This window comes from Streptomyces sp. NPDC054956 (assembly GCF_053609185.1).
Genome location: NZ_JBSGXB010000012.1, coordinates 16,228 through 40,606 on the forward strand (window position 1 = coordinate 16,228; position 24,379 = coordinate 40,606).

The window sequence follows — 24,379 nt, forward strand, 5'->3', positions numbered from 1 at the left end:
TCACACGCATCGCGGACCCCCCTTAGGGGCGCCAGGAGACCCGGTGTTCCGACAGGTGCGCGAGGACCGAGTGGTTGGCCTCCCAGCCGTCCGGGAACTTCACCGTCACGCCCAACTGCACCGGCTCCGTGGACGGGTGGTCGTCCAGCAGCTCCGCTATCCCCGCCCGGGCCACCACCACGCAGGCGTGCCGGTGGCGCGAGGCCAGTACGCACAGCCGGCCCGTCTCCAGGTGGAAGGCGGTCGCGTCCGGGCGGCCCGACAGCGGGTGCAGGACCACGGTGAGGTCGTACTCGCGGCCCTGGAGCCGGTTCGCGGTGTCCACGGTGACCCCGGTGACCCCGAGGGCGGCCAGCGCCGCGCGGACCGCGGAGGCCTGGTCGCGGTGGGCGGTGCCCACCGCGATCCGGTCCGCCGTCAGCGGGGACGGGCCGCCGGGCTGCTCGTCCACCGTCACCGCGCCCCGGTCCAGCGCCCGGCGGACCACCGTCGCCACCGCCCGCACCGCTTCCGGGTCGGTCCGGGGCGTGTGCCGGGCCGGGAGCTCCAGCAGCCCCCAACCCGACTCCGCGGCCTCGTCCAGCACCCGGTCCGGGCCCGAGCCGTCGCCCGCGACCCCGTACGACAGCCGCCGCTCGCCGTGGCCCGTACCGCTGCGGAACGGCGTGTACGGGTAGAAGGCGCGGGAGACCAGCGGCGCGGCCGAGGCCGGCAGCCGCCACGACACCGGCAGCCGGTGCTGCGGCAGGGTCGGGTTGTGCGCGAGCAGGGTGCTGACCGCCGAGGCGGACGGATCGTAGGACAACCCCGCCCACTGCTCGGCGCCGACCACGCTGAAGGGGTCCAACTGGCCCGGGTCGCCCACGAACAGGGCCCGGTCGAACAGCCCGGCCACGGCCAGCAGCGCGTCCGAGCGCATCTGGTACGCCTCGTCCACGATGGCGTGCTCCCAGGGCTCCACGTCCTTGACCCACGCCCACTTGGCCGCCGTGGAGATGGTCACCGGCAGCCCGGCGAGGTCCGCGGGCTTCGCCGAGAGCACCACCGAATCCAGCTCGCGCAGGGCCGGATCGTAGGCGTCGGCGTCGCTGCTGTGCAGCCGGCCCACCTTCAGCTCCGGATCCTTCGCGTTCAGCCGCAGCACCAGGTCGTCGACCTGCGCGTTGGTCTGCGCGACCACCATCAGCCGGCGCCCGGCCGCAGCCAGTTCCCGCGCGGCGCGCACCACCAGCGTGGACTTGCCGGCCCCCGGCGGGGAGTCGACGACGACGCCCCGCGCCTTGCCGTGCAGGGTGTCGTGGAGGATCGCCGCGGTGGCCCGGTCGGCCGCGGTGCCCGGATCGAAACTCACAGAAGGTCCTCGTCGGTCACGGGGTCGGGCAGCGGCAGGGTGGGCGCCGAGCCGGTCAGGTGCGCGGGCGGACCGCCGTGGGTCCACGGGGTCTGCTCGGGGTCCGGCAGCTTCGGGCCGCCGCGCGAGTCGTGCTCGAACAGCGTCCAGCACACCCGGTCGCCCTTCTCGGGCACCGAGCCCGCCTCCGGGTCCTTGCCGCGGCCCATCTTGTCGAGGAGGCGCAGCACGAGCCGGCCGTCCTCCTCCCAGCGCACGAACCGGGCGCTCTGCGGGCGCCCGTCCAGCGAGCGGTACACCTTCGCGCCGCCGCCCTCGGCGCCTTCGGCGAGCTGCGGCCGGTCCTCCGTGGCCACCGTCACCAGCGGGCGAGGGCTGGGCCGCTTCGAGTCCGTCCACTCCATGACCACTTCGGTGACCTCGCCGGCGAACGCCTCGCCCGCGAGCCGCCGGCCCGCCATCACCAGCGGGTCGTCCAGGGCCTCCTGGGCGTCGAGGCGGACCTGCTCGGTCTCCCGCTTCGCGAGCTTGCGCGCGGCCGTCACCGCGTCGTCGCGGCGCGGCTGCGGAGCCTCGCCGGCGCGCACCCGGTCACGGTGTCCGGTGTACGACCAGCGGTCGCCGGTCCACCGGTCCTCGGTCCGTTCCCCGGCGGGCAGTTCGCGCAGCAGGCCGATGGCCTGCCACACGGCGTGCCAGGTGCTCTCCATCTGCGTCTCGACCAGCCGCCGGACCGCGGACTCGGCGGACCGCAGCCCCTCGGTCGTGCCGGCGCCGGGGTCGGCGGCCGCGGCCGCCCGCGCCGCGTCGAACCTCGCGATCGCCGGCGCCAGCAGCTTGTTGTCGAACGCCGGGTCGGTGGCCGGACCGGCCGGCGGGACCAGCAACTGGCCGTCCGCGGACCGGTCGAGCTCCGCGCGCAGCGCGCGCTCGGCGCCCGAGCCGCCCTCCGCGGGACCGATCCAGGCCAGCAGGGCCTGCAGGTGCTGGTCCTCCAGGTTGCTCTGGCCGCTCGCCCAGTGCCGGGACAGCAGGTCCGTGGCCGACAGCAGCATCGAGGAGCCCGGCACCCGCGAGCGTTCGGCGAGGTGCGTGAACCAGCGCCCCAGCAGCGGTACTTGCGCGGGCGCGGGGTAGGGGTTCTCGGGGTCCTCCTCGGCCGTCCGCCGGAACCGCATGGAGCGCCCCAGCAGCCGTACGTACTCCACGCCCGCGCGGCTCGGCACGATCAGCTGCGGCGCGTCCACGCAGAGCTCGGCCTCGACCTTGACCCGCTTGCCCGTCTCGGGATCGGTCTCGGTGTGCTCGGCCGGCTCGACGTCGTCCGCGTACGAGTCGAGGTACGGGACGACGTGCCCGGCGAGCTCCGCGAGGAACTCCCACCGCAGGTCGCGGTCGCGCGGCTGCGGTATGACCAGGACGTGCGGCGCGTCCGGGTCGGTGCCGAACATCGCGCCGAGCGGCGCCCCGGCCTCACCGGCGGTCGTCAGCGGTACGAAGACCAGCGGGCGCTCGCTCAGATACCGGTGCCGTACGGTCGCCAGCGGCTGGGCCCGGCCGGCGCGGACGGCCTCCAGCCGGGCCAGGGTGTTCAGCAGGGACATTCGACGACCTCTGGGTGAATACGGGCGGGCGCCTGCTCCAGCGCCTCGGCGCGCAGCCGGGCGGCGTACTGGAGCGCTGCGGCGGTCGGATCATCCGAGGCGGCAGCGGCGGGCCCGCCGGGGGCGGTGGCACCGGGAACACCGCACCCGGCGGCGGCCGCGAGGGCCGCTTCGATCGTGGTCAGCCCGCCCAGCTCGCCCCGTACCGAACGGCCCAGGGCGGTCACCTCGCCGGCCCCGCGCGCCCGGTCCCGGCAGTGGAAGGCCAGCTCGCAGGCGGCCAGGCACTCGGGGGCGTAGGCGGCGGACACGGCCGAGACGGCCTCGGTCAGCTCCTCGGCGGAGCGCGCCGGGTCGAAGCTGAGCCCCTCGGGCAGGGCGCCGGCCAGCTCCTCGACCCGGGTGAGGCGTTCGAGCTGGCGCCGGGTGACGGAGCGCTCGCGGCGGACGTCGACCGCGGCGGCGGTGGGCAGGTTGGAGAAGTCCTTGGGGCAGACGAGGAGCACGGTGTGCCCGACCTCCGCGCCGGTCAGCTTCGCGGCGGTCGTCTCCAGGGCCAGTACGTAGACGGCGGCCTGGCGGGCGGCGGCGCCCACCTTGGCGGCGTCGGCGGCCCCGTCGATCATCGGGAAGGACTTGATCTCCACGACGGTCCAGCGGCCGTCGGGGTGCACGACGACGGCGTCCGGCTCCAGGTAGGCGGGGGAGCCGGCCACCTCCAGGGCGAGCATGGGGTGGTCGAGCAGGGTCCAGGCCCCGGCGGCGGTCGCGTCGCGCAGCGCGAGCGCGGTGCGGGCGGCGCGGCCCTCGGGCCCGGCGGCGGTGAGGTCGGGCAGGAGGGCGTCCGGCCCGGGCGGCTCGGCCGGGGTGCCCGGCCCCGCGCCGATGTGCTCGTACACCAGGCGCAGGAGCTCGGACCCGCCGTCGCCCTTGACCTTGGCCTCGAAGGAGTTCCCGCGGACGATGGCGAACTGCGACTGCCCGAAGGCGGCGGGCGAGCCGAGGGCCGCCGCGAGGACGGTCTTGTCCACTCCGGCGCCGTCCAGCAGGGCGCGTCTGCCGCAGCCCGGGTTGGCGGCGAGCGCGGCCAGCGCGCGGGCGTCGAGCGGGCGGGGCGGGACGGCGGGGCCGCGCAGGTCAGCGAGCCGCTGCCGCAGTGTCCTCGGAGGCCGGGTCGCCGGCTGCGAGGTCTGCGGCGGCAGGCCGCTGGACGGGTAGGAGCTCACCCGCGGAAGTGTCCCATCCGCCACTGACAATCGTGGACTTACGGCGGAAACCGGAGCCCCGGGCGGTGCGCGGGCCGGACCGTGCGGCCGGGTACCGGCCGGCCAGGGCCCGGGCCGCGAGGAAGCCGATGCCCATGACGGCGGCCCCGGCGACGGCGTCGAGGAAGTAGTGGTTGGCCGTGCCCATGACCACGAGGGTGGTGACGACCGGGTACGCGGCGCCGAGCGCCCGCACCAGCGGCCGGCGCCCGAAGTGCCACAGGAGGATGCCGCACCACAGGGCCCAGCCCACGTGCAGACTGGGCATGGCGGCGAACTGGTTGGTGAAGGAGCCCAGTCCGCGCGGGGCGCTGGCCTCGGCGCCCCACCAGCCGTATTCGCTGTAGCGGGCCATCGTGTCGACGAACCCGTACGAGGAGTCGAGCAGCCGGGGCGGGCAGGTGGGGACCAGGGCGAAGCCGACGAGCCCGAGGAGTGTGGAGATCATCAGCCAGGTCCGGGCGAATCGATACTGCTGGGGGCGCCGCCGGTAGAGCCAGACCAGCACGGCCGGGGTGACGAGGTAGTGCAGGGAGGCGTAGACGAAGTCGGCGGGTATGCCGAGCACCGCGTGATCGGTGAAGATCCCGTTGAGCGGACGCTCGAAGTCGATGCGCAGCACCTCCTCCAGCCGCAGGATCGCGAGCCCGTGGTCGACGGCGAGCCGCACGTCGCCCCGAGCGAGGAGTCTGCCGCCCGAGTACGCCCCGTAGACGAGTCCCAGGAGCAGCAGTTCTGCCCACCACCGAGGGGGCTGCCGCCGATTAGTCATACGGCGTTAGACGTGTGTGAACGGAGGTAGGTTGCGCGCCGTTCATGTGATGGATGATGGTCGGACGACGGAATCCCCGCAAAGCCGTGCGAAAGGTTCCGCCGCTGCCGTGCCCCGCTCCACCTTGACACCGTTCCGCTGTTCCGCCCCCCGACCGGGAGAACTCATATGGCCCCCCGCATCCTCCTGGCCCGCCACGGCCAGACGGCGTGGTCCCAGCTCGGCAAGCACACAGGCCGCACGGACGTGCCCCTGCTGGAGGAGGGCAGGCGCGGCGCGAAACTCCTCGGCGAGCGCCTCGCCCGGGACCCGTGGGCGAGCCTGCGCGGCCTGGAGGTGCGCACCAGCCCGCTGGTGCGCGCGAGCGAGAGCTGCGACCTGGCCGGCTTCGGCATCCAGGCGGAGCCGTGGGACACGCTGATGGAGTGGGACTACGGCGACTACGAGGGCATGACCCCGGCCGAGATCCAGGCGATCCGGCCGGGCTGGCTGATCTGGCGCGACGGGGTCCCGGGCGGCGAGTCCGTCGCGGACGTCTCGGCCCGCGCGGACGAGGTCGTCACCTGGGCCCGTTCGGCCGAGCGCGACGTCCTCGTCTTCGCCCACGGCCACATCCTGCGCACCCTGGCCGCCCGCTGGCTCGGCTTCGAAGCCTCCTTCGGGGCCCGCATCCGGCTCGACCCGACCTCCCTGTCGGTCCTGGGCTGGGCGTACGGGGCCCCCGCGCTGGAACGCTGGAACGACACGGGCCACCTGGACGCGTAGCGGAGGCCAGGTGCCCGGGGCGCAGCCCCGCCGACCGCCCGGCCCCCCAGAAGGTCACACCGACGCGTGCCGCGCGAGGAACGCCCCCACGCGCGGGGAACGCTGGTGCGGGATCAGGACGCGGGCCGTCTCCGCCAGCATCGACCGGATCCTGGTGGACTGGACCTCGGCCAGCAGGTCCAGCACCCGGCCACCGGCGAAGGCCGCCTCGTCGGGGGCGCCCGCGTGGGCCAGGTCGTCGGCCAGCTCGGCCGTGTACAGGGCGACGTTGCGGGCGAAGTGCGGATCCTGGAGGTCCGCCGCCCGGCGGGCGTGCCGGGCCGCGCGGGCGTGCTCGCCGAGCGCCGCCCAGCAGCGGGACTCCAGGGACTCCAGCTCGGCCTCGCCGAAGAAGGACATCCACTCGGGGTCGGCTCCCGACGGGCCGCGCGAGAACTCCGTGTGCGCCCGGGTCAGCGCCTCCTCGCAGGCCTTGCGGTCCGCGAGCCCGGCCCAGCCGCCGGCCTCCCGCAGGGCGAGCAGGGACAGGAGCCGCGGGGAACCCAGGGAGCGGGCGGCGCGGCGGCCCGCCTGGGCCGCCCGTACCGACTCGCGGGGGCGACCGCAGTCCCGGGCGAGGAACGCCATGTTGCTGAAGGCGTGCGCCTCCAGTGCGGAATCCCCCGAGACCCGGGCCGTGGCCAGCGCCTCCGCGTAGTGCGAGCGGGCGTCGTCGAAGCGCCCCGAGTCGTGCGCGAGCCAGCCCACCGAGATGGCCAGCTCGCCGGCGCCCGCGTGCAGCCGGTCCTCGGTGGACTGCCGGGTGGCTCCCGCGTCGAGCAACGCGTAGGCGGTGCGCAGGGGTTCCGCGGCCCGCCGGTACAGGGCGTCCGCCCCGTGCCGGTCGTCCAGCAGTCGGATCTGGCGTACGGCGTCCTCGACCGCGGCCGCCTCGGACTCGCCGGCGCGGGAGGGCAGCCGGCGGGTGTCGCCGAGCAGGGCGAGGCTGAGGGTCGCGGCCGCCACGGTCGCGGAGCCGCCCGCCATGAACGCGCGACGCAGCACGTCGCTCTCCTTGAAGCGCGGAGGCGAACCGGGGGAGGGGCGCCTGGTGAAGGGGGAGAAGGGCGAGGGCTGTTCCCGCTGCGCCAGCCGGCCGCGGACGCTCTCGCGCGGGGAGAACCCGAGGTCGGCCAGAGTGCGGCCGGGGAACATGTGGAGGAAGACCCGCTCGTAGGCGTAGTTGGGGCAGCGGATCTCGCCGGACTCGACCCGGCCGATGTAACGGGCGTCGCAGGAAACCGTTTCTCCGATTTCCTTCGCCGCCCTGCGCACCATCGCGGCGAACTCGGCCGGGGAATGCTGACCGCGCAGCCGCCGGAAGGGGGTGTTGGGTGAGTGGGGGGACGCCGCCATGGACGTGGCCTCTCTGGGGCAAGGGACGCGCTGCCGGTGACTGTGGTGCCCGCGTGGCCGGGTGGCCGTGGAGCGGTGTCGCGGTGGAGCGGTGGAACTGTGCCGCGGTGGAGCTGGGTCGCGGTGGAGCGGTGGGGCCGTGGAGCGGTGTGGTGGGGGTGCGACGGGGTGTCCGGCGGGCATGAACGTACCGCCAGCGGTGCAGGGTTGACGCGGTGTTTGGCTACAAAACGGATATCTCACCCGCGATCCGCCATGAACTGCCATCCTTTGCAGCGTCTTGCCGCCGCACCTGTTGACGTCCCCGTGCGTTGAACCCATGCGGAGTGGGAGGAAGCTTCCTGGCTTCCCGTGTCCACTCCCGCGAGGCTCGTACGCGGATCGAGGAGGGGTTCCCTTGGTGGAGGGCGGCATGGAGAGCACTGGAACGAACACCGCGCCCGAGCCCGGCGCGCCCCTGATCACCGGAACACACCTGCTGATCGGCGCGCCCCCGGCCGCCGGCGCCCCGGACCTGGTCACCGTGCCCACCCGGCAGGGGCTCGAGGCCGTCGACATCATCCGCCGGGCCGCCGGCCAGGCCAGCCAGGCGGGCGGCGTCGGCCCGGTCCTGCACGACGGCTCCGGCAGCACCCTCGGCTTCCTCGTCCCGCCCGGCACCGCCGACGCCTGGGACCTCCCCGGCAGCGCCTGCACCCAGACCAACGGGCGCGGCATGCGCTTCGGTGACACCTCGCCCACCGCGGGAGGCACGGGCTGGCTGCTGCCGCCCGAGGCCGTCGGGCCGGTCACCGATCCGGAGGTGCTGCGCGCGGCCCTCGGCGAGGCGGCCCGGCTGATCGAGGCCGCGGACAACTGCCGCTGACCCTCGCCGGCCTCTGACCAGCCATAATGAGGACGTGGCAGGCAAGGGCAAGGACAAGCGGCGCGGGCGCGACACCTCCGAGGCGGTCGTCGGGCAGGTGGACGGCGGCCGGGCCGCGCTGGAGCCCGACCGGGAGCGGCCGCGCGCGTGGACCCTGCTGATCGACGGCGCCCCGCAGTCGCACGTGGACCTGGACGACCCCGGCCACCTGGACTTCTCCTACCAGCGCCGGATCGGCCACCTGATCGACCTCGTGGCCCCCGCCCGCCAGCCCCTGAACGTGCTCCACCTCGGCGGCGGCGCCTTCACCCTCGCCCGCTACACGGCCGCCGCCCGCCCCCGCTCGACGCAGCAGATCGTGGAGATCGACGCCGGGCTCGTGGCCTTCGTACGGGAACACCTGCCGCTGGACCCGCAGGCGCGGATCCGGGTCCGGGCGGTCGACGCCCGGGCCGGGCTCGCCAAGATCCCCGACGGCTGGGCCGATCTGGTGATCGCCGACGTGTTCAGCGGCGCCCGCACCCCCGCGCACCTGACGAGCACCGAGTTCCTGGACGACGTACGCCGGGCCCTGGCGCCGGGCGGCTGGTACGTGGCGAACCTCGCGGACGGCCCGCCCCTCACCCATCTGCGGAGCCAGATCTCGACCGCCGCGTCCCGGTTCGCGGAGCTCGCGGTGGCCGCCGATCCGGTGGTGTGGCGGGGCAAACGATTCGGCAACGCCGTCCTGGTGGCCGCCGACCGCGAGCTCCCGCTCGCCGAGTTCACCCGCCGCGTCGCGAGCGACCCGCACCCCGGCCGGGTCGAACACGGCCGGGCCCTCACCGATTTCGCGGGCGGCGCCGCCCCCGTCTCGGACGCCTCGGCGGTGGCCTCGCCCGAGCCCCCGCAGTCCGTCTTCCGCTAGGCCGTCTCTTTCGGGCCCGCGCGTCAGGGATCGACGATCTCCACCAGCGGCGGGTGGTCGTGCCAGGTGCAGAACACCGACACCTCCCGGCCGTCGCGGGTGAAGGTGACGCGGATCCACGACTCCTGCTTCCACACCTGCATCCGCCAGCCGGCCGCCGGGGTCGCCGAGACCAGCTCGCCCGAGGAAGCGCCGAGGTCGAAGACGACCCGCCCGCCGGAGACGCTGTACGCCTTCACGTTCCCGCTCGCGCCGCCCTGCCCCTTCGAAGGCGCGGCGGACGCCGGCCGCGAGGGCTGGGCCGACGGCTTGGCGGGGGCGGACGCGGAGGGGGAGGCCGAATCCGAGGCGGAGGCCGAGGCGGAAGGGTCCGGCGACGCGTCCGGCGGCAGGGCCTGGTGGGTGGAGGAGGAGAGCGGCCGCGTGGCCAGCGGCACCGCGAGCGGGGGATCGTAGGCGGTGCCGGACATGACCGTGTGCACGCCCCACCACGACAGCGTCACCGCCGCCCCGGTGGCCAGCGTCCACGCCCCGGCATGTACTAGTCCTCGTCGCATCGGTGGACATACTGCCCCACCCGTCCCAGACCTGGCCCGGCACCCTCGGGCATCCCCCGAATGGGCTACGGTGCGGGCCATGGCTAGTGTGCTCGTGGTCGAGGACGACCAGTTCGTACGTTCCGCCCTCATCCGGCACCTGACCGAGGCCTCGCACACCGTGCGCAGCGTCGGTACGGCCCTCGAGGCACTGCGCGAGGTCGCGCACAACCGCTTCGACGTGGTCATCCTCGACCTCGGACTGCCCGACCTGGACGGGGCCGAGGCGCTGAAGATGCTGCGCGGCATCACCGACGTGCCCGTGATCATCGCGACCGCCCGGGACGACGAGGCGGAGATCGTCCGGCTGCTCAACGACGGCGCCGACGACTACCTGACCAAACCTTTCTCCGTGGAGCACCTCTCCGCCCGGATGGCCGCCGTGCTGCGCCGTGCCCGCTCCTCGGCGGGTGCCGAACCGCCCTCCCGCGTGCTGCGCGTCGGCGGCCTCGCCATCGACCCGCTGCGGCGCCAGGCCGAGCTGGACGGGGCGGTACTGGACCTCACGCGCCGGGAGTTCGACCTGCTGACCTTCCTCGCCGGGCGGCCGGGCGTGGTGGTGGCCCGCCGGGAGCTGCTCGCCGAGGTCTGGCAGCAGTCGTACGGCGACGACCAGACCATCGACGTCCACCTGTCGTGGCTGCGCCGCAAGCTCGGTGAGACGGCCGCCAATCCGCGCTACCTGCACACGCTGCGGGGGGTCGGGGTCAAGCTGGAGCCGCCGCAGTGAGCGGCGCACGCGCGGCCGACGGGCCGCAGACGACCACGATGGCCGCAGTGGTGCGCCGCGCGGGCGGAGAAGCGAGCCGACGGAGATGAGGTGGGCCCTGGTCAAGGTGTGCCTCGCGGTCACCGTCATGGTGGTCGTGGCGTTCGCCGTACCGCTCGGGCTGGTCGTCCAGGAGATGGCCAGCGACCGGGCGTTCTCCAACGCCGAGCGGCAGGCCGCCACCATCGGGCCGACGCTGTCCATCACCACCGACCCGGTGCAGCTGCGCAGGGCCGTGGAGTCCACGCAGATGGGCGCCGCCCGGCGGATGGCCGTGCACGTGCCGGCCATCGGCGACAGCGCGCACGTGGACATCGGCGACGGCTGGGCCGGCGAGCACGCCGTCGCCGAGACCCGGCGGATCGGGCGGGCGGCCACGGCCCCGGTCGCGGGCGGCGGCTCGGCGCTGCTCCAGCCCATCGCGCTCGGCTCCGGGGACATCGCGGTGGTGGAGATCCTCGTCCCGGAGAGCGAGGTCAGCAACGGCGTCGCCACCGCCTGGGTGGTCCTCGCGGGCGTCGGCCTCGCCCTGATCGTGGGCTCGGTGGCGGTCGCGGACCGGCTGGGCGCCCGGCTCGTGCGGCCGGCCGAGCGGCTCGCGGACGCCGCGCACCAGCTGGGGGAGGGGCGGCTCGGGGCGCGGGTCCCGGAGGAGGGGCCGAAGGAACTCCGCTCGGCGGCCGTCGCGTTCAACTCGATGGCGGACCAGGTGGTGGAACTCCTCGCCAACGAGCGGGAGCTGGCCGCCGACCTCTCGCACCGGCTGCGGACGCCGCTGACGGTGCTGCGGCTCAACACGGCCTCACTGGGCGACGGCCCGGCGGCGGAGCAGACCCGCGCGGCCGTGGAGCAGCTGGAGCGCGAGGTCGACACGATCATCCGTACGGCCCGCGAGCAGCGCGCGCCCGCCTCCGCCGCGGGCGGCGCCGGTGCCGGCTGCGACGCCTCCGAGGTGATCCGCGACCGGATGGCGTTCTGGTCGGCGCTGGCCGAGGACGAGGGCCGCGAGGTGCGGCTCGCGGGGGTCGACCGTACGGTACGCATCCCCGTGGCCCGGCCCGAGCTCGCGGCCGCGCTGGACGCCATGCTCGGCAACGTCTTCCGGCACACCCCGGAGGGCACTCCCTTCGCGGTGGACGTCCACGACGCCGGGGACGCGGTCATCGTGCTCGTCTCGGACGCGGGCGGCGGCATCGCCGATCCGGACGCGGCCCTGCGGCGCGGCAACGACGGCGGCCGGGACGGCTCGACGGGCCTCGGCCTGGACATCGTGCGGCGCGTGGCGGAATCGACGGGCGGCGACGTGCGGCTCGGGCGCTCGGTGCTCGGCGGCACCGAGGTGCGGGTGTGGATCGCGCTGGACGGGCGCTCGCGGGGGGAGTCCGGCCGCGTGGGCCGCGGCCGGCGCAAGCGGCGGGGCAACTGACGTAACCCTGGGGACGGCGGGGGCGCGCCGCACGTCCGGTATGTCCCCATGTCGATACGGTCCGCGCCATGGACACCCTCATCTTCGGCGGCCTACTCGCCACGCTGATCGCGATGTACCGGGACTCGTCGAGGACGGTCGTGCTCGGCGCCTGGTGGCTCATGCTGCTCGCCGTCATCCTGCTGCTGGCGCACCACATCACCAGCAGCCTCGCCCTCACCTTGAGCTACTGACCGTGGCCGCGATGTCCAGCCTCCTTCCGGAGGCGCCGCTGGAGGGCGGCCTGCTGGGGCGGGTCCAGTACTGGTTCGCGTGCGTCTTCGCCATCGGCTGGACGGGCGTGGTCTGCGGAGGGCTCTTCTACCAGTTCGGGCTGTGGGAGTACCCGTGCCCGCTCTGCATCGTGCAGCGGATGTTCATGCTGCTGGCGGCGATCGGCGCGGCGCACATCATCCGCACGGCGCTGACGCGCGGGGCGGTCACCGGCCGGGACTACATGATGGGCTGGGGCCTGACGCTCGTCGCGGTGATCGCGGGCTCGTTCGCGTCGTGGCGGCAGACGATGCTGCACATCCTGCCGGGCGACAAGGGGTACGGGAGCGAGGTGTTCGGCCTGCACCTGTACGTCTGGGCGTGGATCCTCTTCCAGGCCTCGGTCGTCGCGGTCGGGATCGTCCTGTCCCTCGCCCACTCCACGGCCGACCGGGCGATTCCGGCCGAAGGCCCGGGCCCGTACCGCACGGTGGGGCTGCTCGCGCTGTGGTTCCTGGGGCTGGTGATCGCCGTGAACATCGTGGCGGTCTTCCTGGAGGAGGGCTTCCACTGGTTCCTGCCGGACGACCCCTCGCGCTACCAGTTCTTCTACGACGTGGGGATCCTCGACTAGCCGAAGTCGGCGCGGAGTCGACGCCCGGCGCGCGCGAACCTCCCCGGACCTGCTTGAGTGCTCGCGCCCGCAACCCGTACCGGATTGGAAACCGCCATGCGCTACGCAGTTCTCGGCACCGGCATCGTCGGCCGTACGGTGGCCGCCAAGCTGCTCTCCCTGGACCACGAGGTCGTCATCGGCACCCGGGACCCGGAGGCCACCCTCACCCGCACCGAGTACGCCGAGTGGCAGGGGGCCCACCCGGCGGCGGGCCTCGCCGCCTTCGCGGACGCGGCGCGCGGCGGCGAGACGCTGATCAACGCCACCGGCGGGCGGGTCAGCGTGGCCGCCCTGACCGAGGCGGACGCCGCCCACCTGGAGGGCAAGGTCCTGATCGACGTCGCGAACCCGCTGGACTTCTCGCACGGGTTCCCGCCGGGGCTCGACCCGGTGGACGACGACAGCCTGGGCGAGCTGATCCAGCGGACCTTCCCGGGGCTGCGCGTGGTCAAGACGCTCAACACGATGAACTGCCAGGTCATGGTCGATCCGGCCAGGGTCCCCGGCGACCACACCGTCTTCCTCTCGGGTGAGGACGCCGAGGCCAAGAAGGCCGTACGGGAGCTCCTGTACTCCTTCGGCTGGCGCGAGCACGCCGTCATCGACCTGGGCGGCATCGAGACGGCGCGCGGCACGGAGATGCTGCTGCCCATCTGGCTCCGGCTGATGGGGGCCCTCGGGCACACGGACTTCAACTTCCACATCCAGGGCGCGGAGCGGAGGCAGTAGCCGCACGGGCGGGCCCGGCACGGGCGGAGCAGCCGCGCGCCCGGACGGAGGCGGAGATGTTGCCGGGCGCTCCGCCTCCGCCCAGGGTGGCCGTGACGAAAGGAGCCACGCATGAGAGTCATGCTCAGGGCCCATTTGGACACGCCCGCGACGAACCAGGGCATCAAGAGCGGCGCCCTCCCCGAGGCCATCAAGAACCTCATGGCGGCCGTCAAGCCGGAGGCGGCCTATTTCGGCCTCGACGAGGGCGTACGGTCCTGCTGGATCGTCTTCGACCTCCAGGACAGCTCGCAGCTGCCGCCCCTGTTCGAGGACCTGTTCCTCCAGTTCAACGCGGAGCTGGAGGTCGCTCCGGTGATGAACGCCGAGGACCTGGCGAAGGGGCTGGCGGCGATGAAGGCCTCGCCGGGCTGAGCGCCGGCCCCCGCACCACCCGTCCGACGGCCGCCCACGCCACCACCGCGGAGGCGGCCGCCGCGCCGCAGGACAGCGCGAAGGCCGCCCGGTACCCGTACGCCTCGGCCAGCGGCCCGGCGAGCGCCGCGGCCAGCGCCTGGCCGATGATCAGACCGCTGCCGATCAGGGTCATGGCCTCGGCCATCCGCTGCGCCGGGCCGGTCCGTTCCACCAGGCCGAACAGCGCGATCAGGTGCGGGGCGACGGCCAGCCCGGTACCGGCGACGGCGAAGGCCGCGCCCCACAGGCCCGATGCGGCGAGCAGCGGGAGCGTCAGCAGCGCCTGGGCGGTGATGGTGCGGCGCAGCCGGAGGGTCAGGTCCGCCGAACCGGGCCGGGCCACCGTCACGAAGCCCGCGATCGAGCTGGTCACGGCCATGGCGGCCCACACCAGCCCGGCGGCCCCGGGGGAGCCGGCCGACTCGGCGAGCGCGTTGATCCCGGTGTTGGCCGAACTCCAGGCCGCGCCCTGCAGGACGGCCATGGCGAACAGCAGGGCCAGCCCCGGCGACCACAGTCGTACGTCGCCCCGCGCGGCGGAGGCGTTCCCCGCCGGCCCGGGCGCCGTGCGGTGCAGGGCGAAGAGCGCCCCGAAGACCACGATCAGGACGGCCGCGAGGAGCAGGGCGGACGCGGGGTGGACGGTCACGGCGAGGATGCCGGCCAGCGCGGGCCCCACCATGAAGCCGACCTCGTCGAGCGTGGTGTCGAAGGAGAGCGCGGCCCCGACCAGGGCCTTGTCCCCTCCGGCCAGCCGCGCCCACCGGGCCCGGGCCAGCGGCCCGATCTGCGGCACCGTGAGGCCGGCGGCGACGGCGAGCGCCGTCCGTGAGGCCAGGGGCAGCCCGCCGAGGACGGCCGCGACGAGGGCGAGGAGCACGACGGCGTTCGCCGCGCAGGCGACCAGCAGGACGGGGCGGTGGCCGTGCCGGTCGGCGAGCCGGCCGATGACCGGGCCGCCGAGGGCCTGGCCCAGCCAGAGGGCGGCGGCGACGGTGCCGGCCTCGCCGATGCCGTCGCGTTCGTTGACGAGCATCAGGGTCCCGATGGGGCACAGCGCGGCGGGGAGCCGGGCGAGGAACCCGTAGAGGGGCAGGGCGCGGCCGCCGAGGGCGAAGACCCCGCGGAAGCCGGCGGATGAGGATTCGGACACGGACAACCTCCAGCCGCACGCCGACCCTCCCGTTTCTCCGGCGCGCGCCGTTGCCCGTTGACCGGGACGCTAGCGGCTGAACGGCCGCTTCGACAGACCCTGCCGGGCTCCGGATGGTGCCGGTCGGGTCGGTCGGGTCGGCCGGGTCAGTCGGTGTCGCCCGAGGTCAGGCGCTTGGCCTGGGCACGGCCGACCTCGGCGGCGCGGTGGAGGTAGTCCGCGATGACGGCGAGCTCGGTGTCGGAGTAGCTCTGCAGTACGGCGCCGAAGGCACGGCCGGGCGTCTCCCAGGCGGCGCCGATGCGGTCGCGGGCGGCGGGCGCGAGGGCCACGAGGGAGCGGCGGCGGTCGTTCGGGTCGGCGTGGCGCTCGACGATGCCGGCCTTGACCATGCGGTCGACCAGCCGCGTCGCGGAGCCCGAGGTCAGGCCGGTGAGGCGGGCGATGTCACCGGTACTGACCGGGCCGGGCTCCATGTCGAGGAGGGCGACGCACTGCATGTCGGTGGGGTGCAGGCCGACGTGGTCGGCCATGGCCTGGTTGAAGAGCGAGTAGTCGGCGTAGTGCCGCTGGCTCTCGGTGACGATGCGCGCGAGCAGCTCGGCGCGGGTCCACTCATCACTCGAACGAGCGTTATCGGTTGACATCGGCTTCTCCGTGGTCCAAATTTGTCTGTGTGACGCAGAGAATGCGTCGCACAGAATCTGCGTCACGTACTCAGTCTAGAACAGGAACACGCCATGTCGAAGATCCTCGTCACCGGCGGCCGCGGCGCCGTCGCCCGCGGCCTCTCCTCCCTCCTCGCCACCGCCGGTGTCCCGCACCGCCTCGCATCCCGCGAGCCGGACAAACCCGGCACCGTCCACTGCGACCTCACCGATCCCGCCACCTTCGCCGACGCCCTCGCCGGTGTGGGCTCCGTCTTCCTCTACGCCGAGGCCGCCGCCGTCGACACCTTCGTGAAGGAGGCCGTCACCGCCGGAGTCGAGCACGTCGTGCTCCTGTCCTCCTCCTCGGTGCTCGCCCCGAACGCCGCCGACAGCCCGCTCGCCGCCTCCCACCTCGCGGTCGAGGAGGCGCTCCTGGCCTCCCCGCTGCGCTCGACCCTGCTGCGCCCCGGATCCTTCGCGAGCAATGCCCTCGGCTGGGCCTGGTCGCTGAAGTCCGGCCGCCCGGTCCACCTGCCGTACCCGGGCTCGTACTGCGACCCGGTCCACGAGAGCGATATCGCCGAGGCCGCCTTCGCGGTCCTCACCGACCCCTCGCTCGGCGGGCGCGCCCACCACCTGACCGGACCGCAGTCGCTGACGTTCGCCGCGCAGATCGCCGTACTCGGCGACGCCATCGGCCGGTCCATACCCTTCGAGTCCGTCTCCCCCGAGCAGTGGAAGTCCGAGGTCGACGGCTGGATACCGGGTCCGTACGCCGAGGCCCTGCTCGACTTCTGGGCCTCCACCGACGGCCTCCCGGTCGAGATCACCGACGAGGTCGAGCGGCTCACCGGCCACCCGGCCCGCACCTTCGGGACCTGGGCCGAGGACCACGCCGACGCCTTCCGCGCCTGATGCCTCGGGGGGCCGACCCGCGCATCCGGGAGTGGGACATGCGCAAGCCGGACATGCGAAAGGCCCCGCTCCGCTTTCGCGGAACGAGGCCTTCTCGCAGGGTGAGTGACGGGACTTGAACCCGCGGCCACCTGGACCACAACCAGGTGCTCTACCAACTGAGCTACACCCACCATGTCCGGTCGGAAAACCGACCGGCCGAAGAAAAGGGTACAGGGTCCGGGAGGGTGCTCGCTCCCCCCTTTCCCCGCGCCCCTCTCCGTCGGGTGCTACGGGGTGCTACACCTCGGGAACGACGTGCTTGGCCGCGATGGCCCGCGCCGTGTCCGAGTCCGGTCCGGGCTGAGGCACGAAGACGGCCTCCCTGTAGTAGCGCAGCTCGGCGATGGACTCCTTGATGTCCGCGAGCGCCCGGTGGTTGCCGTTCTTCGGGGGGCTGTTGAAGTACGCGCGCGGGTACCAGCGGCGCGCCAGCTCCTTGATCGAGGACACGTCCACGATCCGGTAGTGCAGGTACCCCTCCAGCGCGGCCATGTCGCGCAGCAGGAAGCCGCGGTCGGTACCGACCGTGTTTCCGCAGAGCGGGGCCTTGCGGGGCTCCTTCACGTGTTCCCGTACGTAGGCCAGGACCTGTGCCTCGGCATCCGCGAGGGTGGTCCCGCCGGCCAGCTCGTCGAGCAGGCCGGAGGCCGTGTGCATCTCGCGCACCACGTCGGGCATGGTCTCCAGGGCCGCGTCCGGCGGGCGGATCACGATGTCCACGCCTTCGCCGAGCACGTTGAGCTCCGAGTCGGTGACCAGTGCGGCCACCTCGATAAGTGCGTCGTCCGTCAACGAGAGCCCGGTCATCTCGCAGTCGATCCACACCATGCGATCGTTCATGCGCCCCACCTTATGCGGATTACGCGGAAGGTCCCCCACAACGGTGTGCACCGTTGTGGGGGACCTCCTCGGAGCGATGCCCTCGCGGGGCTACGCGTGCTCGCGCAGCACCCGCCCGGGAGCGTAGAGCTCCGTCACCGTGGGACCGGCCGCGGCCAGTGCCGCCGCGGCCCGCTGCGGCTGCGGAGTGCGCTGGTGCGGCACCGGCGACTCCGACAGCTGCGCCACCTGGGCCACGTCCGCCTGCGGGCGACGGGCCCGGTAGGCGGAGCGGTAGGCGGCCGGGGAGGACCCCAGCTGGCGGCGGAAGTGCCCGCGCAGCGCGACCGGCGAGCGGAACCCGCAGCGTCCGGCGACCTCGTCGACCGAGTAGTCGGAGGTCTCGAGCAGCCGCTGCGCCTGGAGCACCCGCTGGGTGATCAGCCACTGCAGCGGCGCGCTGCCGGTGAGCGAGCGGAACCGCCGGTCGAAGGTGCGCCTGCTCATGTAGGCGCGGGCGGCGAGGGTCTCCACGTCGAACTGCTCGTGGAGGTGCTCCAGCGCCCAGGCGACGACCTCGGCCAGCGGATCGGCGCCGATCTCCTCCGGCAGCGACCGGTCGAGGTAGCGCTCCTGGCCACCCGTGCGGCGCGGCGGGACGACGAGCCGGCGGGCCAGTGCCCCGGCCGCCTCGCTGCCGTGGTCCGTGCGCACGATGTGCAGGCACAGGTCGATTCCGGCCGCGGTGCCCGCGGACGTCAGCACGTCGCCGTCGTCGACGAACAGCTCGCGCGGATCGACGTGGACGGACGGGTAGCGCTTGGCCAGCGTCGGCGCGTACATCCAGTGCGTCGTCGCGGGCCGGCCGTCGAGCAGGCCGGCGGCGGCGAGCACGAACGCACCCGTGCACAGACCGACGATCCGGGCCCCCTCCTCGTGCGCCAGACGCAGTGCGTCGAGCGCCTCCGGCGGCGGCGGCGATGTGATGGAACGCCACGCGGGCACGACGACCGTGCCTGCCCGAGCGATCGCCTCCAGCCCGTATGGCGCGGTCAGTTCGAGTCCGCCGGTGGTCCGAAGCGGACCGTCCTCACCGGCGCAGACGAGCAGTCGGTAGCGTGGAACTCCCGCGTCCTGCCGGTCAATGCCGAACACGGAAAGTGGAATGGAGCTCTCGAAGATCGGCCCGCCGCTGAAGAGCAGCACCGCGACGATCTCCCTGCGGCGACGCCCCGCGAGCTTCCTGCCGTCCACAACGACGGCGGTGGAATCCTGGCTCATGGCGCTAAGCCCCCCTTGGGTGTCGCGACTCCTTGGTCTGGTCGCACCTGCACGTTTCCCCTCGGCCTTGCACGTGGCTCCCCCGCCGTAAATACATGATCGAATCTACTGCGTCCCGTGGTGTCGGCGTGACAAGTTCAGCACGCAGCGCTATGTCGACTTGGCAACTTGGCGAAAAGTATTCGATCAGGAAGTGTTCCGCTCCGCTACCCGCGTGGGAAGCGCACTGTCCGGCCATGGCCAGTACTCATAGGGTCAGGGACCCCCAGTGGTGACGTAGTCGCTGATGGTGAGGGGGTTGGGGGGACATTCCGGCAAGGGGGGTGACCTGCCGGGAAGTTGGCTGAAAACGTGCGGGTGTGGATGTGCGAATCGGTCAGTCGTGAGGGGGCAAACCGCCGGAACCGTGACATCCCCGGTGCGCGGAGCTCCCGGCGCGCGAGTGCCGGCCCCGATGGACGGACACCGGACGGTCCTCCACGAGCACCCGGGCCGCGTTCCGCTCCTCCTTCTCCGAGTGCCGCAGCAGCACCCGGCAGGCGGCCGTCACGGCGGCCAGGCCGAGCGTGGCCACCGCGGCCCCGCCGAAGGAGGTCCCGTAGACGACGAGGACCACGGGGACGAGCAGGCAGCTGAAGGCCGCCCAGCGCACCACGTCACCCGCGGGGTCGTCGTGGGGGCGTCTCGAGGGGTGCACGGACGAGTGAAGGGGGAAGGGCGGCGTGTGGACGGACTGCGTCGGCTGAGCGGGCGACTGAGCGGGCTGGACGGGGTGAACCGGATGACCGGGCACGGCGTGCTCCCTGCGGGCTCTTCCTGGACGGTCGGACTCGTGTCCAACGGCGGGCGGAGCGGCTCGGTCACTGCGCGCACGGGTGGCGCGTACCCCGCGCCGAGTTCTTGGTCACTGGCTGTAGGGGACAGCGGCCATTGCCAAGGCGGCACGGCTGCGGCATGCTCCCTTGGACGCTCTCCAAGGGCGGCATGCCCTGTGCAGCACAGGAGTGTCGCCGTACCCTGGTGGGTATGGGCTTGGGAAGATGCTTCCCGGACAGAGCTCGGTCACACTGAGTTGCCATTCCTTGAAACATCACCGCCAGATCCGTCGCTTCCGCCTACTGTCGCCCCGCCGCCTTGTCCCTTCCCCCGAGGACCTCTTCGCCGAGACACCCATGGCCGGTCACGAATTCTCCGAACCCGCGGACCGCAAGCGCAAACGCCTCGCCGACCCCGAATCGGCCGACCTGCGCGCGGTGGAACAACCACGTCATCCCTGCGACCCGGCCTTCCGGCACGGGGTCGTGGTGGGCTTCGACGGATCCACGTCCAGTGAGCGAGCCCTCGCGTACGCGATCGGGATGGCCCGTCGCTCCGGCTCCGGCCTGATCATCGTCCACGTGGCCAACCGGCTGCCCACCACCGTGTGGGCCGGCTGCGAGCCGCCCGTCTTCGTGGACGTGCCGGACCACCGCACCGAGGTGCTGGGTCTGGAGCTGGCCTGCGCCGACTACCTCTCCGAAGTCCCGTGGATCCTCGTCGAGCGCGGCGGGGACATCTGCCACGAGCTGGAGGAGGTCGGCCGGGAGTACTCGGCGGACGCCATCGTGGTCGGCTCCACGCACGGGATCGTCGGCCGGATCTTCGGCTCGGTGGCGGGCCGGCTGGCGAAGCGCGCGCAGCGACCCGTCGTTGTCATCCCGTAACCGACCGTATGTCGATTGTGTGGTTGTGAACCCCCTTGTAAGGGGTAGATAAAGGCTGCTGGGACGCAGCAAACAACTGCAGATCGAAGGGAGCCCGCCGTGGACAATGGTGTCTCTGCGGGAAGCACGGCCTCGACTTCGACCCTCGGGAACATCGCCCTGGGTCTCACCCTTCTCGCGTTCGGTATCGGCCACACCGGAATCATCGACGGTGTGACCGTGGCCAACTCCGTGTCGCTCGCGACCTTCCTTGGCGGACTCGCCCTGTTCGTCCTCGGAATCCTCGAATACCGCGGCGGCAACGGCTTCAACGGCACCGCGTTCGCGGGCCTCGGCGCCTTCTGGTTCACCTGGGCCAACGGCGCGGACGGAAAGGTTTCGGCACACGCGGCCGGCCTGTTCCTCGTCCTCTTCGCCATGCTCGCGCTGACCCTCACGGCCGCCTCCTCGGGCGGGCTGTTCGGGCAGGGCGTGTACGGCCTGTTCACCCTCTCCCTCGTGCTCCTGGCGATAGGCACCTTCGCCGAGACCGACGGGCTGGCCAAGGCGGCCGGCTGGGTGGCGGCACTCTCCGGACTGCTGGCCTGGTACGGGGCCACGGCAGCGCTGGCGAGCTGGCCGATGGCGCTCGGCAAGGGTTCGCGCGGCGCGGTCGCCGCGAGCTGACGGACCGGCGGACCGGCGGACCGGTCCCGCGCGGACCGGACGCGAGAAAGGCCCCCGGGGTGATCCCCGGGGGCCTTCCTCGTGCGCGGTGCGCGGTCCGGCTACTCGACGGTGACGGACTTCGCCAGGTTGCGCGGCTTGTCGATGTCCCGGCCCAGGGCCAGGGCGGTGTGGTACGCCAGCAGCTGCAGCGGGATGCCCATCAGGATCGGGTCCAGCTCGTCCTCGTTCTTGGGCACGAGGATCGTGTGGTCGGCCTTCTCCTGCTTGCTGTGGGCGACGGCGAGGATCCGGCCGCTGCGGGCCTTGATCTCCTCCAGCGCCGCGCGGTTCTTCTCCAGCAGGTCGTCGTCCGGAACGATCGCGACCGTCGGCAGCGAGGGCTCGATGAGCGCCAGCGGGCCGTGCTTGAGCTCGGAGGCCGGGTAGGCCTCGGCGTGGATGTAGGAGATCTCCTTCAGCTTGAGGGAGGCCTCCAGGGCCACCGGGTAACCGCGGACCCGGCCGATGAACATCATCGACTTGGCCTCGGCGTACTCGGCCGCCAGCTTCTTGATGTCCTCTTCGCCGTCGAGGATCTCCTGGATCTGCGCGGGCAGCTTGCGCAGGCCGTCGATGATCCGCTTGCCGTCGGTGACCGAGAGGTCCCGGATGCGGCCCAGGTGCACGGCGAGCAGCGCGAAGGCCACGACCGTGTTGGTGAAGCACTTGGTGGAGACGACGCAGACCTCGGGGCCGGCGTGCACGTACACGCCGCCGTCGGCCGCGCGGGCGATCGCGGAGCCGACCACGTTGACCACGCCGAGGACGCGGGCGCCCTTGCGCTTGAGCTCCTGCACGGCCGCCAGCACGTCGTACGTCTCACCCGACTGGGAGACGGCGATGTAGAGGGTGTCGGGGTCCACGACCGGGTTGCGGTAGCGGAACTCCGAGGCCGGCTCGGCGTCGGCGGGGATGCGGGCGAGGCTCTCGATGAGGCCCGCGCCGATCATGCCCGCGTGGTACGAGGTGCCGCAGCCCAGGATCTTGACCCGGCGGATGCCGCGCGCCTCGCGCGGGTCCAGGTTCAGGCCGCCGAGGTGGACGGTGTTGAAGCGGTCGTCGATCCGGCCGCGCAGGACGCGGTCGACCGCGTCGGCCTGCTCGGAGATCTCCTTGTGCATGTACGTGTCGTGGCCGCCCATGTCGTAGGAGGCGGCCTCCCACTCCACGGTCTCGGGCGTGGCGGTGGTCGTCGTACCGGAGGTGGTGTACGTCCGGAAGTCGTCGGCCTTCAGGGTGGCCATCTCGCCGTCGTCGAGGGTGACGATCTGGCGGGTGTGGGCGACGAGCGCGGCGATGTCCGAGGCGACGAACATCTCCTTCTCGCCGATGCCGAGGACGACCGGGGAGCCGTTGCGGGCGACGACGATGCGGTCGGGGAAGTCGGCGTGCATGACGGCGATGCCGTAGGTGCCGTCGACGACCTTCAGCGCCTCGCGGACCTTCTCCTCCAGGGTGTCGGCCTGGGCGCGGGCGATGAGGTGGACGAGCACCTCGGTGTCGGTCTCGGAGAGGAAGACGACGCCGTCGGCCTCCAGCTTGGCGCGCAGCTCGGAGGCGTTGTCGACGATGCCGTTGTGGACGACGGCGACCTTGTTGTCGGCGTCCAGGTGCGGGTGGGAGTTGATGTCGCTCGGGGCGCCGTGGGTGGCCCAGCGGGTGTGGGCGATGCCGGTGGTGCCGGCGAAGCGCTTGGGTACCCGGGACTCCAGCTCGCGTACGCGGCCCTTGGCCTTGACGACCTTCAGGGCCGAGGCCTTCGGGCTGTTGACGACGATGCCCGCGGAGTCGTAGCCGCGGTACTCCAGTCGCTGCAGGCCCTCCAGCAGCAGCGGTGCCACGTCACGCTTGCCGATGTAACCCACGATTCCGCACATAAGGTCTTTCCCCTCCTGAAAATTCTGAAGTTCGATTGCTCTCGTTGCCGCTGCCCGCCCCCTGACCGGGGCGGTGCTCAGCCGTAGACGATGCGGCGCAGCTGCCGGAGCGATAGCTCCGGGGGCGCCACGGCGCGGTGCGGCAGTTCGGCCGCGATCCGCTCGAAGATGTCCGCGTTGACCGCGCCGCCGGACTGGAGCTCACGGTGGCGCCGCCGGACGAACTCTTCGGTGCTCTCGTCGAAGTACGCGAGCACGTCGAGCACCACTCGGGCGGCTTCGCCCCGCTGGAGCGAGGTGCTGCGCACCAAGTGGTCGACGAGGTCGTCGTGCGACGGGCGGCGGTCGGGCATCCGTCGATATTGACGGCAAGAGCGGCAGAACGCAAAGATCCTGCCCGAAATCGGGCAGGATCGTGCTGGTCTGGACCAACGGATGGGTCAATTCCGGTCTTCGATGCTCAGAAACGTCCCAAAATCGCCGCTTTCGCCGTGCTGAACTCCTCGGCCGTGAGGATCCCCGACTGGTGCAGTTCTCCCAGCTCGCGCAGCCGCCGCAGCAGGACGTCGTGGTCCGCCGCCTCCCCGGACCCCGGCGCGGGCTTCTCCTGATCGGAAGAGGGGTCGGAAGCGAAGCCGGAAGAGAGGACGGGCGCGGAGACGGGCGCGGGGACGGGCGCGGGATCGGGCGCGGGATCGGGCGCCGCCGGGTGCGGCATGCGCACCGTCACGGCGGCCGCGACCAGCGCCATCAGCGGGTCCTTCTTGAACCCGTAGAGCTCCACGGTGTGCGGGTCGTACTTCGGCGCTGCGCTCGCCGTGGCACCGGCCAGGACGAAGCGCAGCCACCCGTGGTCCAGGCCCCGCGACGGGTTCCACTCCACCGACCGCACGTCCGCGACCCGGAACTCCCGCGGGCCGCCCGAACTCTTGGCCTCCTCCGCCGTCCAGTTCCAGTCCAGGGACACCCGGTCCCCGTCGAAGGCCACCGTCCCGTCGCCCGCGCCGACCGTGATCGGGACGGCGGGGCCGGGCAGGAGGTAGGAGTCCGCGGGCCCGGGGTCCACCTGGTCGAGCAGCAGGGCGTTGCGCACCTCGTCCACGAAGTACTCCGCGACCCCCGACCGGTCCGGCTTCACGGTCAGCCGGTAGGGATCGGAGGCCTCCGGCAGCCGCCCGCCCGTCACCTGGAGCAGCGGGTCGGCGCCGTCACGCAGCCGCAGGCGCAGCCGGCCCGCCTTGCGACCCGGTTCGTAGGAGATCCCCGCCAGCGCGTGCAGCGGCACGATCACCTCGCCCAGCGTCTGGCGCAGCAGCCCCACCTCTTTGTCGCGGCCCGGCACGATGCGTACCGAGTCCCCTTCGAACGTCCATGTGCCGTCCTTCTGGATGATTTCCGCCATC

General features: G+C 73.0%; 26 protein-coding genes and 1 tRNA gene. 12 read left to right on the forward strand and 15 right to left on the reverse strand.

Going from position 1 to position 24,379, the window contains the following annotated elements:
• Window positions 1-22 precede the first annotated feature (22 nt).
• From ACWGDE_RS04315 to ACWGDE_RS04330, 4 genes are read right to left on the reverse strand one after another with little or no spacing between them, the layout of a single operon-like run.
• A complete protein-coding gene (locus tag ACWGDE_RS04315) occupies window positions 23-1,351 on the reverse strand; it encodes an AAA domain-containing protein (protein WP_453387451.1) in 1,329 nt (442 codons plus the stop codon).
• Window positions 1,348-2,955, reverse strand: a complete 1,608-nt coding sequence (locus ACWGDE_RS04320) for a hypothetical protein (protein WP_453387452.1) — start codon at window positions 2,953-2,955, stop codon at window positions 1,348-1,350. The genes ACWGDE_RS04315 and ACWGDE_RS04320 overlap by 4 nt, the downstream gene beginning before the upstream one ends.
• Window positions 2,943-4,181, reverse strand: coding sequence for a hypothetical protein (locus ACWGDE_RS04325; RefSeq protein WP_453387453.1), 1,239 nt, complete (start codon window positions 4,179-4,181; stop codon window positions 2,943-2,945). The genes ACWGDE_RS04320 and ACWGDE_RS04325 overlap by 13 nt, the downstream gene beginning before the upstream one ends.
• A complete protein-coding gene (locus ACWGDE_RS04330) occupies window positions 4,093-4,992 on the reverse strand; it encodes a phosphatase PAP2 family protein (RefSeq protein WP_453387454.1) in 900 nt (299 codons plus the stop codon). Before ACWGDE_RS04330 ends, ACWGDE_RS04325 begins: the two co-directional genes overlap by 89 nt.
• Before the next feature lie 168 nt (window positions 4,993-5,160).
• Between ACWGDE_RS04330 and ACWGDE_RS04335 the strand changes: the two genes are divergently transcribed.
• Window positions 5,161-5,757: a histidine phosphatase family protein gene (locus ACWGDE_RS04335; RefSeq protein ID WP_453387455.1), complete on the forward strand. Its 597-nt coding sequence runs from the start codon at window positions 5,161-5,163 to the stop codon at window positions 5,755-5,757.
• Window positions 5,758-5,811: 54 nt separating this feature from the next.
• On the opposite strand, the gene ACWGDE_RS04340 is transcribed toward ACWGDE_RS04335, so the two are convergent.
• Window positions 5,812-7,152 carry a tetratricopeptide repeat protein gene (locus ACWGDE_RS04340; RefSeq protein WP_453387456.1) on the reverse strand — a complete coding sequence of 447 codons (1,341 nt, stop codon included), beginning with the start codon at window positions 7,150-7,152 and terminating at the stop codon, window positions 5,812-5,814.
• Between the two features lie 412 nt (window positions 7,153-7,564).
• Here ACWGDE_RS04340 and ACWGDE_RS04345 point away from each other — a divergent pair, with 412 nt between their 5' ends.
• Together ACWGDE_RS04345 and ACWGDE_RS04350 are read left to right on the forward strand one after the other, a co-directional pair.
• The gene (locus ACWGDE_RS04345; RefSeq protein WP_453387457.1) at window positions 7,565-8,017 is read left to right on the forward strand and encodes a hypothetical protein; all 453 of its coding nucleotides are present in this window, start codon (window positions 7,565-7,567) and stop codon (window positions 8,015-8,017) included.
• Window positions 8,018-8,051: 34 nt separating this feature from the next.
• On the forward strand, window positions 8,052-8,924 hold the full coding sequence (locus ACWGDE_RS04350; protein ID WP_453387458.1) for a spermidine synthase: 873 nt from the start codon (window positions 8,052-8,054) through the stop codon (window positions 8,922-8,924).
• A gap of 23 nt (window positions 8,925-8,947) precedes the next feature.
• On the opposite strand, the gene ACWGDE_RS04355 is transcribed toward ACWGDE_RS04350, so the two are convergent.
• Window positions 8,948-9,481, reverse strand: a complete 534-nt coding sequence (locus ACWGDE_RS04355) for a hypothetical protein (protein WP_453387459.1) — start codon at window positions 9,479-9,481, stop codon at window positions 8,948-8,950.
• 79 nt (window positions 9,482-9,560) lie between these two features.
• Here ACWGDE_RS04355 and ACWGDE_RS04360 point away from each other — a divergent pair, with 79 nt between their 5' ends.
• From ACWGDE_RS04360 to ACWGDE_RS04385, 6 genes are all read left to right on the forward strand, one after another.
• The gene (locus tag ACWGDE_RS04360) at window positions 9,561-10,250 is read left to right on the forward strand and encodes a response regulator transcription factor (protein WP_453387460.1); all 690 of its coding nucleotides are present in this window, start codon (window positions 9,561-9,563) and stop codon (window positions 10,248-10,250) included.
• 85 nt (window positions 10,251-10,335) lie between these two features.
• Window positions 10,336-11,715 (forward strand): sensor histidine kinase, encoded by a 1,380-nt coding sequence (locus ACWGDE_RS04365; protein WP_453387461.1) that lies wholly within the window; start codon window positions 10,336-10,338, stop codon window positions 11,713-11,715.
• 68 nt (window positions 11,716-11,783) lie between these two features.
• Window positions 11,784-11,948 (forward strand): DUF5993 family protein, encoded by a 165-nt coding sequence (locus ACWGDE_RS04370; RefSeq protein WP_453387462.1) that lies wholly within the window; start codon window positions 11,784-11,786, stop codon window positions 11,946-11,948.
• A gap of 11 nt (window positions 11,949-11,959) precedes the next feature.
• Entirely contained in the window at window positions 11,960-12,601 is a 642-nt protein-coding gene (locus ACWGDE_RS04375; RefSeq protein ID WP_453387463.1) for a disulfide bond formation protein B, read from the forward strand.
• Between the two features lie 96 nt (window positions 12,602-12,697).
• Window positions 12,698-13,372 (forward strand): NADPH-dependent F420 reductase, encoded by a 675-nt coding sequence (locus ACWGDE_RS04380; RefSeq protein WP_453387464.1) that lies wholly within the window; start codon window positions 12,698-12,700, stop codon window positions 13,370-13,372.
• A 111-nt stretch (window positions 13,373-13,483) separates the two neighbouring features.
• Entirely contained in the window at window positions 13,484-13,786 is a 303-nt protein-coding gene (locus ACWGDE_RS04385; RefSeq protein ID WP_453387465.1) for a hypothetical protein, read from the forward strand.
• Here the strand turns inward: ACWGDE_RS04385 and ACWGDE_RS04390 are convergent.
• Window positions 13,701-14,981 (reverse strand): MFS transporter, encoded by a 1,281-nt coding sequence (locus ACWGDE_RS04390; RefSeq protein WP_453387466.1) that lies wholly within the window; start codon window positions 14,979-14,981, stop codon window positions 13,701-13,703. The genes ACWGDE_RS04385 and ACWGDE_RS04390 overlap by 86 nt on opposite strands.
• Before the next feature lie 146 nt (window positions 14,982-15,127).
• A complete protein-coding gene (locus ACWGDE_RS04395) occupies window positions 15,128-15,628 on the reverse strand; it encodes a MarR family winged helix-turn-helix transcriptional regulator (protein WP_453387467.1) in 501 nt (166 codons plus the stop codon).
• A gap of 93 nt (window positions 15,629-15,721) precedes the next feature.
• On the opposite strand from ACWGDE_RS04395, the gene ACWGDE_RS04400 reads away from it, so the two are divergent.
• Window positions 15,722-16,546, forward strand: coding sequence for an NmrA family NAD(P)-binding protein (locus ACWGDE_RS04400; protein ID WP_453387468.1), 825 nt, complete (start codon window positions 15,722-15,724; stop codon window positions 16,544-16,546).
• A gap of 100 nt (window positions 16,547-16,646) precedes the next feature.
• Here the strand turns inward: ACWGDE_RS04400 and ACWGDE_RS04405 are convergent.
• From ACWGDE_RS04405 to ACWGDE_RS04420, 4 genes are all read right to left on the reverse strand, one after another.
• Window positions 16,647-16,719, reverse strand: a tRNA-His gene (locus ACWGDE_RS04405).
• 106 nt (window positions 16,720-16,825) lie between these two features.
• Window positions 16,826-17,428 carry an oligoribonuclease gene (gene orn / locus ACWGDE_RS04410; protein WP_453387469.1) on the reverse strand — a complete coding sequence of 201 codons (603 nt, stop codon included), beginning with the start codon at window positions 17,426-17,428 and terminating at the stop codon, window positions 16,826-16,828.
• Window positions 17,429-17,518: 90 nt separating this feature from the next.
• Complete coding sequence (locus ACWGDE_RS04415; protein ID WP_399379618.1) at window positions 17,519-18,688, reverse strand: helix-turn-helix domain-containing protein; 1,170 nt, start codon at window positions 18,686-18,688, stop codon at window positions 17,519-17,521.
• Window positions 18,689-19,064: 376 nt separating this feature from the next.
• The gene (locus ACWGDE_RS04420; protein ID WP_453387470.1) at window positions 19,065-19,385 is read right to left on the reverse strand and encodes a hypothetical protein; all 321 of its coding nucleotides are present in this window, start codon (window positions 19,383-19,385) and stop codon (window positions 19,065-19,067) included.
• A 475-nt stretch (window positions 19,386-19,860) separates the two neighbouring features.
• On the opposite strand from ACWGDE_RS04420, the gene ACWGDE_RS04425 reads away from it, so the two are divergent.
• Together ACWGDE_RS04425 and ACWGDE_RS04430 are read left to right on the forward strand one after the other, a co-directional pair.
• Window positions 19,861-20,391, forward strand: coding sequence for a universal stress protein (locus ACWGDE_RS04425; protein ID WP_214951587.1), 531 nt, complete (start codon window positions 19,861-19,863; stop codon window positions 20,389-20,391).
• A gap of 99 nt (window positions 20,392-20,490) precedes the next feature.
• Window positions 20,491-21,057, forward strand: a complete 567-nt coding sequence (locus ACWGDE_RS04430; protein ID WP_453387471.1) for an acetate uptake transporter — start codon at window positions 20,491-20,493, stop codon at window positions 21,055-21,057.
• Window positions 21,058-21,158: 101 nt separating this feature from the next.
• Here the strand turns inward: ACWGDE_RS04430 and glmS are convergent, their stop codons facing one another.
• The 3 genes from glmS to ACWGDE_RS04445 all read right to left on the reverse strand — a co-directional run bounded on the left by glmS (window position 21,159) and on the right by ACWGDE_RS04445 (window position 24,378).
• The gene (glmS, locus tag ACWGDE_RS04435; RefSeq protein WP_453387472.1) at window positions 21,159-22,976 is read right to left on the reverse strand and encodes a glutamine--fructose-6-phosphate transaminase (isomerizing); all 1,818 of its coding nucleotides are present in this window, start codon (window positions 22,974-22,976) and stop codon (window positions 21,159-21,161) included.
• Window positions 22,977-23,053: 77 nt separating this feature from the next.
• On the reverse strand, window positions 23,054-23,329 hold the full coding sequence (locus tag ACWGDE_RS04440; protein WP_214951593.1) for a hypothetical protein: 276 nt from the start codon (window positions 23,327-23,329) through the stop codon (window positions 23,054-23,056).
• A gap of 107 nt (window positions 23,330-23,436) precedes the next feature.
• Window positions 23,437-24,378, reverse strand: coding sequence for a DUF4429 domain-containing protein (locus ACWGDE_RS04445; RefSeq protein WP_453387473.1), 942 nt, complete (start codon window positions 24,376-24,378; stop codon window positions 23,437-23,439).
• Window position 24,379: the final 1 nt, after the last annotated feature.

Bases quoted from the DNA above. Each gene is read 5' to 3' on its own strand.
- ACWGDE_RS04320 (WP_453387452.1), bottom strand. From the start codon at position 2,955: ATGTCCCTGCTGAACACCCTGGCCCGGCTGGAGGCCGTCCGCGCCGGC.
- ACWGDE_RS04330 (WP_453387454.1), bottom strand. From the start codon at position 4,992: ATGACTAATCGGCGGCAGCCCCCTCGGTGGTGGGCAGAACTGCTGCTC.
- ACWGDE_RS04335 (WP_453387455.1), top strand. From the start codon at position 5,161: ATGGCCCCCCGCATCCTCCTGGCCCGCCACGGCCAGACGGCGTGGTCC.
- ACWGDE_RS04340 (WP_453387456.1), bottom strand. From the start codon at position 7,152: ATGGCGGCGTCCCCCCACTCACCCAACACCCCCTTCCGGCGGCTGCGC.
- ACWGDE_RS04345 (WP_453387457.1), top strand. From the start codon at position 7,565: ATGGAGAGCACTGGAACGAACACCGCGCCCGAGCCCGGCGCGCCCCTG.
- ACWGDE_RS04355 (WP_453387459.1), bottom strand. From the start codon at position 9,481: ATGCGACGAGGACTAGTACATGCCGGGGCGTGGACGCTGGCCACCGGG.
- ACWGDE_RS04360 (WP_453387460.1), top strand. From the start codon at position 9,561: ATGGCTAGTGTGCTCGTGGTCGAGGACGACCAGTTCGTACGTTCCGCC.
- ACWGDE_RS04365 (WP_453387461.1), top strand. From the start codon at position 10,336: ATGAGGTGGGCCCTGGTCAAGGTGTGCCTCGCGGTCACCGTCATGGTG.
- ACWGDE_RS04370 (WP_453387462.1), top strand. From the start codon at position 11,784: ATGGACACCCTCATCTTCGGCGGCCTACTCGCCACGCTGATCGCGATG.
- ACWGDE_RS04375 (WP_453387463.1), top strand. From the start codon at position 11,960: ATGTCCAGCCTCCTTCCGGAGGCGCCGCTGGAGGGCGGCCTGCTGGGG.
- ACWGDE_RS04380 (WP_453387464.1), top strand. From the start codon at position 12,698: ATGCGCTACGCAGTTCTCGGCACCGGCATCGTCGGCCGTACGGTGGCC.
- ACWGDE_RS04385 (WP_453387465.1), top strand. From the start codon at position 13,484: ATGAGAGTCATGCTCAGGGCCCATTTGGACACGCCCGCGACGAACCAG.
- ACWGDE_RS04395 (WP_453387467.1), bottom strand. From the start codon at position 15,628: ATGTCAACCGATAACGCTCGTTCGAGTGATGAGTGGACCCGCGCCGAG.
- ACWGDE_RS04400 (WP_453387468.1), top strand. From the start codon at position 15,722: ATGTCGAAGATCCTCGTCACCGGCGGCCGCGGCGCCGTCGCCCGCGGC.
- orn (WP_453387469.1), bottom strand. From the start codon at position 17,428: ATGAACGATCGCATGGTGTGGATCGACTGCGAGATGACCGGGCTCTCG.
- ACWGDE_RS04415 (WP_399379618.1), bottom strand. From the start codon at position 18,688: ATGAGCCAGGATTCCACCGCCGTCGTTGTGGACGGCAGGAAGCTCGCG.
- ACWGDE_RS04425 (WP_214951587.1), top strand. From the start codon at position 19,861: ATGGCCGGTCACGAATTCTCCGAACCCGCGGACCGCAAGCGCAAACGC.
- glmS (WP_453387472.1), bottom strand. From the start codon at position 22,976: ATGTGCGGAATCGTGGGTTACATCGGCAAGCGTGACGTGGCACCGCTG.
- ACWGDE_RS04440 (WP_214951593.1), bottom strand. From the start codon at position 23,329: ATGCCCGACCGCCGCCCGTCGCACGACGACCTCGTCGACCACTTGGTG.
- ACWGDE_RS04445 (WP_453387473.1), bottom strand. From the start codon at position 24,378: ATGGCGGAAATCATCCAGAAGGACGGCACATGGACGTTCGAAGGGGAC.